Origin of the sequence: Microbacterium sp. HMWF026 (assembly GCF_003061325.1) — a bacterium.
Classification (GTDB): domain Bacteria; phylum Actinomycetota; class Actinomycetes; order Actinomycetales; family Microbacteriaceae; genus Microbacterium; species Microbacterium testaceum_E.
In genome coordinates this window covers 1-12,583 of record NZ_QAJB01000206.1, presented here as the reverse complement: position 1 = coordinate 12,583, position 12,583 = coordinate 1, and the positions used below count along the sequence as shown (strand labels likewise).

Genomic DNA, 12,583 nt, shown 5'->3' with positions numbered 1-12,583 from the left:
CGGCGCGATCGCTCTTGAGGTCGACGCGGCCCACCACGTCGTCGCCGACCAGCACCGGCAGCGAGTAGTAACCGAACCGCCGCTGGGCCGCGGGGGTGTAGATCTCGATGCGGTAGTCGAGCTCGAACAGGCGCTCGGCGCGGTCGCGGAACCACACGAGCGGGTCGAACGGGGTCAGCAGGGCCGCGGCATCCACTCTTCTGGGTCGCGCGGCGTCACGGTGCAGCCAGGCGCGTGCGGGTCGACCCCCGCTCTGCCACCCCTCGACCTCGACCGGGATCAGCTCGCCGGAGTCGACGAGCTGTCGGACGCCGGCGAGCACCGCCGGACGATCGCGGATGCGCCAGTAGTCGGCCAGGTCGGCGGCGGTCGCGACGCCGTAGGCGATCGCCGCGCGGCGCACGAGCTCGGCGATCGCCTGGTCACGAGGGACGGAGGTTTCGAGCGCGGACGCCGGAAGGACGTCGGATGCCAGTGCGTAGCGCCGCTCGAAACCCCGACGCCCCGCGATGGCCACCTCGCCGAACAGCCACAGCCGCTCCAGTCCGTTCTTGACGTCGTCCCAGCCCCACCACGACCCGCGCGACCCGCTGCGGGCGTCATGCTCGATCTCGGCCGGGCGCAGGGGGCCGCGGGCGGCGAGCTCGTCGCGCAGCCACTGCAGCAAGGGCTGATTCGCCTCGGCCCAGTCGTCGCGCCCGTACTTGTCGCGCATCGCATCGCGACGGAACTGCAGCAGCGGCCAGTCGTCGACCGACACGAGGGATGCGACGTGCGCCCAGGACTCGACCCAGCGCGGGCGCCGCGAGAACGCCAGCGCGTCGAGCAGCGCCGTGTCGTAGGAGCCGAGGCGCGCGAACAGGGGCATGTAGTGCGAGCGCGCGAAGACGTTGACCGAATCGATCTGGAGGATGCGCATGCGGTGCAGGGCCGCGGTGATCTGCCGCGTACCGACCGCCGCGGGGCGCGGACGAACGAAGCCCTGCGCGGCCAGGGCGATGCGGCGCGCGTCGGCGCGACGGAGCATCAGGGTCATGGATGCCACGCTAGCCGCGACCACCGACATGGCCTGCGAAACGAGGGGGAGCGCGGCGGTAGGCTGACGGGATGAACGGAACCGATCCCGAACCTCGCGGATCGTTCCTCGACGCCCTCAAGCGGCGCACCGTCTCGAGCGACCTGCAGCCGCCGGTCCCCGCGGCGCTGCGCCAGGCCACCGCCTATGCGTGGCGACTGCTGGTGATCGCGGCGGCCCTCGCCGTCGTGGTGTTCCTCGTCATCCAGCTCAAGCTCCTCGTCATCCCCCTGCTCGTCGCGATCCTCGTGACCGCGCTGGTGTGGCCCGGCTTCTCGTTCCTCGTCCGCCACCGGTGGCCGAAATGGCTCGCGATCGTCGTCACGGTGCTCGGTACCATCGCGGTCATCTCGGGTCTGGTCTGGCTCGCCGTCTGGCAGATCACCCGCGAGTTCGGCTCCGTGCGCCAGCGCACCGTCGACGCCGTCTCCCAGTTCCGCGACTACCTGATCAGCGGGCCCCTGCACCTGAGCGCGCAGCAGATCGACGACGGACTGCGCCAGGCCGGAACCTTCCTGCAGCAGCAGGCGGAGGTGCTCTGGACCGGAGCCCTCGCCATCGGCACCACGATCGGGCACGTCGGCACCGGTGTGCTGTTGACGCTGTTCATCCTGCTGTGCCTTCTGGCCGACGGCGGGGGGATCTGGCGCTGGACGACCCGGCTGTTCCCCCGGGTGGCACGGCCCGCGGTCGACGGAGCGGGACGCGCGGGATGGCGCACGGTCAAGAGCTACGCCCGCACCCAGCTGCTCGTCGCCACGATCGACGCGATCGGCATCGGTCTGGGAGCGTTCCTGCTCGGTGTGCCGCTGTCGATCCCGATCGGCGTGCTGGTATTCCTGGGCGCGTTCATCCCCTTCGTGGGAGCCGTGGCCACGGGTGCGCTGGCGGTGTTCATCGCCCTCGTCTACAACGGGCCGCTGATCGCGCTGTTCATGCTCATCGTCGTCCTGGCCGTGCAGCAGATCGAGAGCCACGTGCTGCAGCCCATCCTGATGGGTTCCGCGGTCAAGGTGCACCCGCTCGCGGTCGTCCTCGTCGTCGCCGGCGGCGCCATGATCGGCGGGATCGCCGGGGCGCTGTTCGCCGTCCCCCTCGCCGCCTTCGTCAACGTCGTGGCGGTGTACCTCAGCTCGAAGGCATGGCAGCACGAGGGCGAAGCCCTGGCATCCCGAGATCTCATCTGGCAGACCGTCCCGCGCGAGCGCGGAAGGAGATCATGAACGACACTCCCACCCTGGCCGAGTTCGAGGATGCCGCGCAGGCTCTGCGCGGCATCATCACGCGCACGCCCCTGGACGAGTCACTGCACCTGACCGATCTGCTCGGTGTGCCCGTGAACCTCAAGCTCGAGAACCTGCAGCGCACCGGGTCGTTCAAGATCCGCGGGGCGACCTACCGCCTGTCGCGACTGACCGACGAGGAGCGCGCCCGCGGAGTCGTCGCCGCCTCGGCCGGCAACCACGCGCAGGGCGTCGCCCTGGCCGCTCAGCAGCTGGGCATGGCGGCCACGATCTTCATGCCGCTCGGCGTGCCGGTTCCCAAGCTGCTCGCGACGCGCGGATACGGCGCCGAGGTGATCCTCGAGGGCGCGACCGTCGAGACGCCGCTGCGCCTCGCCGCCGAGTTCGCGGAGCGCACCGGAGCCGTGCTGATCCACCCCTTCGACCACCGCGACATCGTCGTCGGCCAGGGCACCCTGGGCCTCGAGCTCGTCGAGGACATGCCCGATCTCGAGACCGTGATCGTCGGAATCGGCGGGGGAGGGCTCGCCGCGGGAGTCGCCGCCGCCGTCAAGGCGCGCGCGGCCGCCGAGGGGCGCCAGGTGCGCGTCATCGGGGTGCAGGCGCAGAACTCGGCGGCCTACCCGACGTCGCTGGCCGCCGGTTACCCGATGCAGGTCGAGACCACGCCGACCATCGCCGACGGCATCGCGGTCGCTCGCCCCGGCGACCTGCCTTTCGAGCTCATCCGGCAATACGTCGACGAGGTCGTCACCGTCACCGAGGACGACATCGCGCGCGCCCTGCTCGTGCTGCTCGAGCGCGCGAAGCAGGTCGTCGAGCCGGCCGGCGCCGTGGGCGTCGCCGCGATCCTCGCCGGCAAGGTCCAGGCCAGCGGGCCGACCGTCACGATTCTCTCGGGCGGCAACATCGACCCGCTGCTGCTGCAGCGCGTCGTGGCGCACGGGTTGTCGGCATCCGGTCGCTACATGTCGCTGCGCATCCCCCTGCCCGACCGTCCCGGTCAGCTCGCCCGCGTGTCGGAGCTGCTGGCCCAGGTCGGCGCGAACGTCATCGAGGTGCTGCACACGCGCCACGGGCAGGGCCTGCAGATCAGCGAGGTGATCCTGCAGCTGAGCGTCGAGACGCGCGGTGCCGAGCACCGCGCCCTGGTGATCACGACGCTCGAGGACGCGGGCTTCGTCGCGACGGTCGTTCCGGACTGACGTTCCGCCGCCGGATGCCGGCGTTCGCGGCGCGGGGCGTGCACGACCTCCGTGATGCGCGCAACCTCGGTCGGTGTGCGCGAGTCGGGGCTGAGGCTGCGCGCATCTCGGAGGATGCGCGCGGGGGTCACCCGCGGCGCGGACGTGCACAACCTCCGTCATGTGCACAACCTCCGTGGGACCGCGGGCGATCCAGCGGAGGATGTGCACACCGCGGAGCGTGCGACGGCGTCGGCCCCCGGAAACGCCGCGAGCCGCCCACCCCGTCGCGGGGGAGCGGCTAGCGGACGACAGGCGCTTACTGGCCCGAGTACGTCTCGACCTTGACGATCTCGACCGAGATCTCTTTGCCGTTGGGAGCCGTGTAGGAACCCTTGTCGCCCTCTTTCAGGCCAATGATGGCGGCGCCGAGCGGCGAGGCCTCGCTGTAGACGTCGAGCTCGGAGTTGGCCGCGATCTCGCGGTTGCCGAGCAGGAACTTCTCTTCGCCGCCCGCGACGACGGCGGTGACGACGGTGCCCGACTCGACGACGCCGTGGCTCTCGGGGGCTTCGCCCACCTTGGCATCCTTCAGCAGCTGCTGGAGCGTGCGGATGCGGGCCTCTTGCTTGCCCTGCTCGTCCTTCGCGGCGTGGTAACCGCCGTTCTCTTTGAGGTCGCCCTCTTCGCGCGCGGCCTCGATGCGCTTGGCGATCTCTTCGCGACCGGTGGTCGAGAGGTGCTCCAGCTCGTTGGCGAGGCGGTCGTAGGCGTCTTGCGTGAGGAACGTCACCTGAGCGTCGTTGGACACGGGTACTCCTTCGTCGAGGCGCAGACGGCGATGCGTTGACGGGCCGTCGGCGGGGGATATGTCGAACGCCCCGGCATCGAGCCGGGGCGCGTCGTGGCCTGCGAGTCTACGGGACCCAGCAGGCGTTGACAAAACCGGTCGTCGCCAGCGACAGCGTCGGAATCCGCTCCGTGAAAGCGCGGGTGTGATCCTCGGATGCCGGGTACTGGACGACCCGCCAGCCCACCGTTCCGTGCTCCTCGTCACGCGCCTCGATGGCGCACGCGACGGGTTGACCGACGGGTGCGGTGATCTGGAACGTCGCCGAGACACTGCGGTCGTCGTCCACGGTGAAGCCCGTGTCGGTGGCCGTGACGGCGTTGAGACTGTTCGACACCGTCGTCCACGCGAGGAACCCGATCGCCCCCAGGGCGAGCACGGCGACGATCGACCATCCCACGAGGCGGCGCCGCGGGGAGCGCGTGCGCCCGTAGCGATCGTCGAGCTGGGCGTGCGTCGTCATGGCGTCTCCGGGCTTTAGGCTGGAGTTCCAGGCTACGCGCTTCCGCCCGGAAGAAGGACTTGATGCTCCCCCTGATCGTCGCGATCGCGACCACCCCGTCCCCGGTCGTCACCCCCGACGAGTCGATCGTGACCCCCGGCCCGCTCGGGTTCGCCGCGATCGCCTTCATCGCCGTGGCTGTCTTCCTGCTGGTGTTCGACATGCTGCGTCGCATCCGACGCGGGCGCTACCGCGAAGAGGTCAACGCCGAGCTGGACGCCGAGGAGCGGGCCATCGCCGCGCAGCGCGCCGCCGAGGACGCCGAACGGACGGACGACGACAGCGACCCGGCCGCTCCCCGCCGCTGAGCCCGTCCCCCGCGTGAGCCGCCGCGATCCGTCGCTCCGGGCTGCTCGTCCTGGCAACGCGCGCGTGAGGCCGGGCGGGATCAGCCGCCGTGGTACGCCGGGGCGAGCGAGATCAGCAGGCACGCCGTCCAGTGGCAGAGGAACGCCAGCACCGTGCACACGTGGAAGATCTCGTGGAACCCGAAGTGCCCGGGCCACGGGTTGGGCTTCTTGATCGCGTAGACGATCGCCCCCGCGGTGTAGAGCAGGCCGCCCACGACGACGAGCACCATCATCGCGACGTTCGCCGCGAGCAGGTCGCCGAGGTACATCACCGCCGCCCAGCCGAGCGCCAGGTAGAGCGCGACGTACAGCCAGCGCGGCGCGTTGATCCAGAAGACCCGGAACAGGATGCCGAGCACCGCGCCGCCCCACACGACCGACAGCAGCAGCACGGTCTTGGGCGTCGGCAGCGCGAGCACGGCGAGGGGCGTGTAGGTGCCCGCGATGAGCAGAAGGATGTTCGCGTGGTCGATGCGCTTGAGCACAGCGAGCGTCTTCGGCTTCCAGTGGAAGCGGTGGTAGAGCGCCGAGTTGCCGAAGAGCAGCATCGACGTGGCCATGAACACCGCCCCCGCCCACTTCGCGGGGGCGCCCTGGGCGAGGGCGATCAGCACGATGCCGGCGGCGATCGCGACCGGGAACGTGCCGGCGTGGATCCATCCGCGCCACGTGGGCTTGAGCTCGGCCTGCGCACCCACGGCACCCGCTTCGAGGAGGGGCAGCTGGGGCATCTCGGGGCCGTCGGCCGGGGTGGAGGTGGTCACGCCTCCGACCCTACGTCCGCGCCCATGCACCCGGCAGTACATGCGCGGACGCTCACCCTTCCCCCAGCAAGGACCACCCGTTCGGACAGTGTCCTGACGGGTGCGACGCGGTAGCGTAGGCGGGTGGCGCGGATGTGGAAGAACGAGGGGCGCGGCCCCCTCTACCGTCTCTACATCTCGCGTCTGCGGCGGCAGATCCCCGCGAACGTCCCGCACCACGTCGCCATGATGATCGACGGCAACCGGCGCTGGGCGCGTCAGCTCGGCTTCGACAGCGCCGCCCACGGCCACCGCGCGGGCGCGGCCAAGATGCACGAGTTCCTGCGCTGGTGCGACGAGCTGGGCATCGAGGTCGTGTCGCTGTACCTGCTGTCGCACGACAACCTGCGCAAGCGCGACAGCCAAGAGCTGCAGGACCTGCTCGAGATCATCGCCGAGCTCGCGGGCGAGCTCTCGCGCGAGCCGAACTGGCGCGTCAAGCACGTCGGTCGCGCCGAGGGCCTTCCGCCCGAGCTCGCCGAAGTGCTGCACGAGGCCACCGAACGCACCCGCGGGCATGGCGGCCTGCACGTGAACCTCGCCGTCGGGTACGGCGGGCGCAGCGAGATCGTGGATGCCGTCCGCTCGATCATCGCCAAGCACGACGAGTCGGGGGGCTCGCTGGAGGAGCTCGCGGCGAGTCTCACGCCCGAGCAGATCGGCGAGCACCTGTACACGGGGGGTCAGGCCGACCCCGATCTCGTCATCCGCACGTCCGGGGAGCAACGGCTCAGCGACTTCCTGCTGTGGCAGTCGGCGCACTCCGAGTTCTACTTCGTCGAGGCGCTGGGGCCCGATCTGCGCGAGGTGGACTTTCTGCGGGCCATCCGCGATTTCGCCACCCGCGACCGCCGCTTCGGGCAATAGCGCCGGGGCGGCGGCATCCGGGACTAAACGATCTCCGCTCGCAGAACCGCGTCAAACCGGTGTTCACCAAGTCGTCACATTCGCGGCGTGTTAACGACCCTCGTGGCTCCCGCGGCGTCGTACGGTGATCACATCGGACATGGAGTCCGGTCGAGTCGACCTTCGGATCGCGACTCGTGACCCACAGGTCGACTCGTGACAACCGGGTGCTGCACCCGGGTCGGGAGTGGGTTGTGACTGCACGAGCACCGTACGACCAGCGTCACGTCGTCGAGAGCACCGAGTCCGAAGCGGGCGCCGATCAGGCCCTGCGCACGTATGTCCTGGACACCTCCGTCCTGCTGAGCGATCCGCGGGCTTTCTTCCGCTTCGCGGAGAACTCGGTGGTGATCCCCGTCGTGGTGATCATGGAGCTCGAGGGAAAACGGCACGACCCCGAGATCGGCTACTTCGCCCGACAGGCCCTGCGACACCTCGACGAGCTGCGCATCGAGCACGGACGCCTCGACTTCCCCGTCCCCGTCGGTGACGACGGCACGCTGCGCGTCGAACTGAACAACACCGACCCCTCGGTGCTGCCCTCGGGCATGCGCACCGGAGGAAACGACAGCCGGATCCTCGCGGTCGCGATGAACCTCGCCCGCGACGGCGCCGAGGTGACGGTGGTGTCGAAGGATCTGCCCATGCGCGTCAAGGCCGCATCGCTGGGCCTGGCAACCGAGGAGTACCTGGCCGAGCAGGCCATGGACTCGGGCTGGACCGGCATCGCCTCGATCGACCTGTCGGGTGACGAGATCTCGGACCTCTACGAGACCGAGGTCGGGGTGAGCGACGCGGTGCGGGGCCTGCCCGTCAACACCGGACTCGTGATCCACTCGGAGCGCGGATCGGCCCTCGGGCGCGTCACGGGCAAGGGGGAATTCCGTCTGGTGCGCGGCGACCGCGACGCCTTCGGCCTGCACGGCCGTTCGGCCGAGCAGCGCATCGCCCTCGACCTGCTGCTGGACCCCGAGGTCGGCATCGTCTCGCTCGGCGGGCGCGCCGGAACCGGCAAGTCGGCCCTCGCCCTGTGCGCCGCGCTGGAGGCCGTGCTGGAGCGTCAGCAGCAGAAGAAGATCATCGTGTTCCGCCCCCTGTTCGCCGTCGGGGGGCAGGAGCTCGGTTACCTGCCCGGCGACCAGGCCGAGAAGATGGGGCCGTGGGGCCAGGCGGTGTTCGACACGCTCGGGTCGGTCGTCTCGGGCAACGTGCTCGAAGAGGTGCTCGCCCGGGGCCTGCTCGAGGTGCTGCCGCTCACGCACATCCGCGGTCGTTCCCTGCACGACGCCTTCGTCATCGTCGACGAGGCGCAGTCCCTCGAGCGCAACGTGCTGCTGACGGTGCTGAGCCGCATCGGACAGAACTCGCGCGTCGTGCTCACCCACGACGTCGGACAGCGCGACAACCTGCGCGTCGGCCGGCACGACGGTGTCGCCTCGGTGATCGAGACGCTGAAGGGTCATGGGCTCTTCGGCCACGTCACCCTGACCCGGTCGGAGCGCTCCGCGATCGCCGCCCTGGTGACCGAGCTGCTGGAGGCCGGCGAGCTGTCCTGACGGTGGTGCAGAGGGTCGGGATGCCGCGGCATCCCGGCCCTTCGCGTGTCGCGATGAGACGCGGTCTCATTGGCCGTGGGACTCAGATGAGAGGTTTCTCATCTGCGGCTCCCCGCTTTCTCACGAAGCGTTGCCAGAGTGAAGGAGTCGGCGAGGGAGACCTCGCCACCGCCTCGGCGGTTCCCCCCAAGGAAACACAACGAGAACGTCACGCGCAGGTCACCGCTCTTCGGGTGAGTCGGAAGACCACCGGACGTCTCTCCTGAAACCCCCGGTTCCCCCGCCGGGGGTTTTCGGGTTGCGCGGAAGCCGTTATTCCCAGCGGTAGCCGGCGCCGCGCACGGTGACGATGTGCGCCGGCCCCAGTTTGGCGCGCAGATACCGCACGTACACGTCGACCACGTTCGACGAGGGGTCGAAGTCCATGCCCCAGACGCGGCTCAGCAGCTGCTCGCGGCTCAGCACCTGACCGGCGTGCCGGACGAACTCCTCGGCCAGCGCGAACTCGCGCGCGCTCAGATCGACCTCTCGGCTGCCCACCGTCGCCCGGCGGGCGAGGACGTCGAGGGTCACGTCGCCGTGGGCGATCGACATCGAGCTCGTCGTCACCGGTTCCCGCAGGCGGGAGCGCACCCGGGCCAGGAGCTCGTCGAACTTGAACGGCTTGGCGACGTAGTCGTTCGCCCCGGCGTCGAGGCCGTCGACCGTGTCGCGCGTGCTCGTGCGCGCGGTGAGCATGATCACCGGCAGCGTCGACCCCTGCCCGCGGAGGCTCCGCAGCACCTCGAAACCATCGAGGGAGGGCAGGCCGACATCGAGCAGCAGCAGGTCGACATCGCCCGACAGTGCGCGGTCGAGCGCCTCGGCGCCGTCGTCGATCACCAGGGTCTGATAGCCGGCGGACTCGAGGCCCTTCGCGACGAAGGACGAGATGCGGTCCTCGTCCTCCGCGATGAGGATGCGGGTCATCCGGTGGCCTCTCTCTGCAGGACGACATCGCCGGCACGCACCGGCGTCGGGAGTTCTCCGGCGGTGGGAGCGCCGGTGACCGGGACGTGCAGCGTGACCGTGGCCCCGCCTCCGGGGGTCTCGCTCACGGAGCAGTGACCGTCGTGCGCCTTGGCGATGGCATCCACGATGGACAGGCCGAGACCCGAGCCCTCGACGCCCCGTCGGGTGGACAGGCGATCGAAGCGCCGGAAGACGCGGTGTCGGGAAGCGGGAGGGATGCCGGGACCGTGATCTCGCACCCACAGCTGGGCGGTCTTGTCGTCAGCGGTGCTGCCGATCTCGATCGGCGTACCGGCGGGGGTGTACTTGGCGGCGTTGTCGGCCAGCTGCAGCCAGGCCTGGACGAGACGGTCGGCGTCGCCGCGGATGCGCACCCGCGCACGGGTCTCGACGCTCCACGCGTGACCGGGGATCGCGCCCGCCAGCTCGGCGACCCGGTCGGTGAGCGGACCGACGTCGATCACCGCGGACGACAGGGCACCTGCCTCGACGTCGGCCAGCGCGTCGATGTCGTCGACCAGGCGCGAGAGGCGGTCCAGCTCGGCGATGCCGAGGTCGCGGGTCTCGGAGACGTCGTGCGGATCGGCCGGGTCCATCATCTCGAGGTGACCGCGGACGATCGTGATCGGGGTCTTGAGCTCGTGCCGCACGTCGTCGAGCAACTGCCGCTGCGCCTCGACCGACATCGCCAGGCGGTCCAGCATCGAATTGACCGAGGTGGTGAGGTCGGAGATCTCGTCGTTGCCGTGGGCGCGCAGCCGGGTGCCGAGGTCGTCGATGGTGATGGCGTCGGTGGTGTCGCGCAGGCGCCGCAGCGGCGAGAACAGGCGCCCGGTGACGAACCAGCCGGCCACACCCACCAGCACCAGCACGCCGAGGGCGGTGGCGGCGTAGGTCACCGTCGACAGGCTCACCAGTTCCATCCGCTGGTCGATGGAGATCACCTGGACGACCGAGCCCCCGGAGGCGGGCACGGCGGCGAACAGGACCGGACCGTGCACGCTGTCGAGGCGCCCCGTCGACCGGCCCTCCGCGATCGCGGCGGCGAGGGCGGTGACGAGGCCGTCGTCGTCCGCGAGGGCCAGCCCGGGCGGAGAGGGCGTGGCCGCCAGGACGCGCACGCCGTCGAGGGCGAGGGTGCCGTCGGTGCGGCCCGGGACGGCGGAACGGACGAGCTCGGCGGCATCCTCGTCGCTGACGGACACGGTCGAGACGAAACCGTCGAGCTGACGCTGGGCATTGGCGATCACCCGGTCGCTCTGGACGAGGAACGTGACGCCCCCCGCGAGGATCATTCCGAGAAGCACGACGCCGAGGATCGCGCCGAGCAGTCGCACGCGCGTCGAGACGGATCTCGTCGCGCGGCTCATCCTCTGATTATGGCGCGCCTCGGCGTCGTGTTCTGCCAGCGGGGGTCAGCCCGCGTGCGTCATCGACAGTAGGTCGAGCTTGGCGTCGAGCACCTCTTCGGTGATCTCGCCGCGCTCGACGTAGCCGAGGTCGATGACGGCCTCGCGCACGGTGATGCCCTTGGCGACGGAGTGCTTGGCGATCTTGGCCGCAGCCTCGTAGCCGATGACCTTGTTGAGCGGGGTGACGATGGACGGCGACATGCCGGCGAACGCCTCGGCGCGCGCGATGTTGGCCTCGAGGCCGTCGATCGTCTTGTCGGCCAGGACGCGCATCGCGTTCGAGAGCAGGCGGATCGACTCCAGCAGTGCCGTGCCCATGACGGGGATGGCGACGTTCAGCTCGAACGAGCCCGAGGCGCCGGCCCACGCGACGGTCGCGTCGTTGCCGATGACCCGCGCGCACACCATCAGGGTGGCCTCGGGCACGACGGGGTTGACCTTGCCCGGCATGATCGAGGAGCCCGGCTGCAGGTCGGGGATGTGCAGCTCGCCCAGACCCGTGTTGGGGCCCGAGCCCATCCAGCGGATGTCGTTGTTGATCTTGGTCAGCGACACGGCGATGGTGCGCAGGGCTCCGGATGCCTCGACCAGACCGTCGCGGTTGGCCTGAGCCTCGAAGTGGTCCTTCGCCTCGGTGATCGGCAGCTCGGTCTCGGCGGCGAGCAGCTCGATGACCTTCTGCGGGAAGCCGAGGGGGGTGTTGATGCCCGTGCCCACCGCGGTTCCGCCGAGGGGGACCTCGCCGACGCGAGGGAGGACCGCCTGCACGCGCTCGATGCCGAGGCGCATCTGACGGGCGTAGCCGCCGAACTCCTGGCCGAGGGTGACCGGGGTGGCATCCATCAGGTGGGTGCGACCCGACTTGACGATGCCCTTCCACGCGTCGGCCTTGGTCTCGAGGGCCGTCGAGAGGTGCTCGAGCGCGGGGATCAGGTCGGTGATGAGGGCCTGGGTGACGGCGATGTGCACCGAGGTCGGGAAGACGTCGTTCGACGACTGCGAGGCGTTGACGTGGTCGTTGGGGTGGACCGTCGATCCCAGGATGCCGGTGGCCAGGGTCGCCAGCACCTCGTTCATGTTCATGTTCGACGACGTGCCGCTACCGGTCTGGTAGGTGTCCACGGGGAAGTGCGCATCGTGGGCGCCGGTGACGACCTCGTCGGCGGCCTGGGCGATGGCGTCCGCGATGGCGCCGTCGAGCGTGCCGAGCTCCTTGTTGGCGAGGGCGGCGGCCTTCTTGATGCGGGCGAGCGCGGCGATCTGCGTCGACTCGAGCCCCTTGCCCGAGATCGGGAAGTTCTCCACGGCGCGCTGGGTCTGCGCGGCGTAGAGGGCGTCCTTGGGCACGCGCACCTCGCCCATGGTGTCGTGCTCGATGCGGTACTCGATGTCGGTCACGTCGTCGTTCCTCCAGGTTGTTTCGTTCAGTTGTGCGAGACGCGCGGATCGTCCACGTCGCCCACGATCACGACGGGGAAGGCTTCTCCCTCGTCGAGACGGTAATTGGCACCGACGACGGCCGTGCGGCCCTCGGCCACGGCCTCGCTGATCAGCTCGGACGCGCGCAGCAGCTCGCCGACCGTGTGCCGCAGGTGCTCGCGGCCCACGAGCTCGGGGTCGACGTGGGCGGGGGAGTGCCCGTCGACGGCGTGGTCGCGCTGCACGCGGCGCACCGCGGGCACGATGGGGG

The 12,583-nt window shown here is 70.3% G+C and carries 12 protein-coding genes and 1 pseudogene; 5 read left to right on the top strand and 8 right to left on the bottom strand.

Features of this window, described 5'->3' with window-relative positions; genetic code table 11:
- On the bottom strand, positions 1-1,036 hold a 1,036-nt coding region (locus tag DBR36_RS08685; RefSeq protein WP_108318585.1), incomplete at its 3' end, for a winged helix-turn-helix domain-containing protein.
- A 71-nt stretch (positions 1,037-1,107) separates the two neighbouring features.
- Here DBR36_RS08685 and DBR36_RS08680 point away from each other — a divergent pair.
- A complete protein-coding gene (locus DBR36_RS08680) occupies positions 1,108-2,298 on the top strand; it encodes an AI-2E family transporter (protein WP_108318581.1) in 1,191 nt (396 codons plus the stop codon).
- Entirely contained in the window at positions 2,295-3,524 is a 1,230-nt protein-coding gene (gene ilvA, locus DBR36_RS08675; RefSeq protein WP_108318579.1) for a threonine ammonia-lyase, read from the top strand. The genes DBR36_RS08680 and ilvA overlap by 4 nt, the downstream gene beginning before the upstream one ends.
- Positions 3,525-3,822: 298 nt before the next feature.
- Here the strand turns inward: ilvA and greA are convergent, their stop codons facing one another.
- Together greA and DBR36_RS08665 are read right to left on the bottom strand one after the other, a co-directional pair.
- Complete coding sequence (gene greA, locus DBR36_RS08670; RefSeq protein WP_108318577.1) at positions 3,823-4,314, bottom strand: transcription elongation factor GreA; 492 nt, start codon at positions 4,312-4,314, stop codon at positions 3,823-3,825.
- 106 nt (positions 4,315-4,420) lie between these two features.
- Positions 4,421-4,816 carry a DUF4307 domain-containing protein gene (locus DBR36_RS08665; RefSeq protein WP_108318575.1) on the bottom strand — a complete coding sequence of 132 codons (396 nt, stop codon included), beginning with the start codon at positions 4,814-4,816 and terminating at the stop codon, positions 4,421-4,423.
- A gap of 62 nt (positions 4,817-4,878) precedes the next feature.
- On the opposite strand from DBR36_RS08665, the gene DBR36_RS08660 reads away from it, so the two are divergent.
- A complete protein-coding gene (locus DBR36_RS08660) occupies positions 4,879-5,163 on the top strand; it encodes a hypothetical protein (protein WP_108318573.1) in 285 nt (94 codons plus the stop codon).
- Between the two features lie 80 nt (positions 5,164-5,243).
- Here the strand turns inward: DBR36_RS08660 and DBR36_RS08655 are convergent, their stop codons facing one another.
- Positions 5,244-5,936 (bottom strand): hemolysin III family protein, encoded by a 693-nt coding sequence (locus DBR36_RS08655; RefSeq protein ID WP_108318583.1) that lies wholly within the window; start codon positions 5,934-5,936, stop codon positions 5,244-5,246.
- A gap of 165 nt (positions 5,937-6,101) precedes the next feature.
- Between DBR36_RS08655 and DBR36_RS08650 the strand changes: the two genes are divergently transcribed.
- Both DBR36_RS08650 and DBR36_RS08645 read left to right on the top strand, forming a co-directional pair.
- Positions 6,102-6,875 (top strand): isoprenyl transferase, encoded by a 774-nt coding sequence (locus DBR36_RS08650; RefSeq protein WP_108318571.1) that lies wholly within the window; start codon positions 6,102-6,104, stop codon positions 6,873-6,875.
- Positions 6,876-7,108: 233 nt separating this feature from the next.
- Complete coding sequence (locus DBR36_RS08645) at positions 7,109-8,470, top strand: PhoH family protein (protein ID WP_108318569.1); 1,362 nt, start codon at positions 7,109-7,111, stop codon at positions 8,468-8,470.
- A 312-nt stretch (positions 8,471-8,782) separates the two neighbouring features.
- Here the strand turns inward: DBR36_RS08645 and DBR36_RS08640 are convergent, their stop codons facing one another.
- From DBR36_RS08640 to DBR36_RS08625, 4 genes and pseudogenes are all read right to left on the bottom strand, one after another.
- On the bottom strand, positions 8,783-9,439 hold the full coding sequence (locus DBR36_RS08640) for a response regulator transcription factor (RefSeq protein ID WP_108318567.1): 657 nt from the start codon (positions 9,437-9,439) through the stop codon (positions 8,783-8,785).
- On the bottom strand, positions 9,436-10,851 hold the full coding sequence (locus tag DBR36_RS08635; protein WP_108318565.1) for a HAMP domain-containing sensor histidine kinase: 1,416 nt from the start codon (positions 10,849-10,851) through the stop codon (positions 9,436-9,438). The genes DBR36_RS08640 and DBR36_RS08635 overlap by 4 nt, the downstream gene beginning before the upstream one ends.
- Positions 10,852-10,896: 45 nt before the next feature.
- Entirely contained in the window at positions 10,897-12,291 is a 1,395-nt protein-coding gene (locus DBR36_RS08630) for an aspartate ammonia-lyase (RefSeq protein ID WP_108318563.1), read from the bottom strand.
- A 26-nt stretch (positions 12,292-12,317) separates the two neighbouring features.
- Positions 12,318-12,583: pseudogene (locus tag DBR36_RS08625) on the bottom strand (carbonic anhydrase); the annotation flags it as partial.

What these genes read in the sequence shown, in the direction of transcription:
- DBR36_RS08655 (WP_108318583.1), bottom strand. Translation starts at nt 5,936, where the DNA reads ATGCCCCAGCTGCCCCTCCTCGAAGCGGGTGCCGTGGGTGCGCAGGCC.
- DBR36_RS08650 (WP_108318571.1), top strand. Translation starts at nt 6,102, where the DNA reads ATGTGGAAGAACGAGGGGCGCGGCCCCCTCTACCGTCTCTACATCTCG.
- DBR36_RS08680 (WP_108318581.1), top strand. Translation starts at nt 1,108, where the DNA reads ATGAACGGAACCGATCCCGAACCTCGCGGATCGTTCCTCGACGCCCTC.
- DBR36_RS08665 (WP_108318575.1), bottom strand. Translation starts at nt 4,816, where the DNA reads ATGACGACGCACGCCCAGCTCGACGATCGCTACGGGCGCACGCGCTCC.
- DBR36_RS08635 (WP_108318565.1), bottom strand. Translation starts at nt 10,851, where the DNA reads ATGAGCCGCGCGACGAGATCCGTCTCGACGCGCGTGCGACTGCTCGGC.
- DBR36_RS08640 (WP_108318567.1), bottom strand. Translation starts at nt 9,439, where the DNA reads ATGACCCGCATCCTCATCGCGGAGGACGAGGACCGCATCTCGTCCTTC.
- ilvA (WP_108318579.1), top strand. Translation starts at nt 2,295, where the DNA reads ATGAACGACACTCCCACCCTGGCCGAGTTCGAGGATGCCGCGCAGGCT.
- DBR36_RS08660 (WP_108318573.1), top strand. Translation starts at nt 4,879, where the DNA reads ATGCTCCCCCTGATCGTCGCGATCGCGACCACCCCGTCCCCGGTCGTC.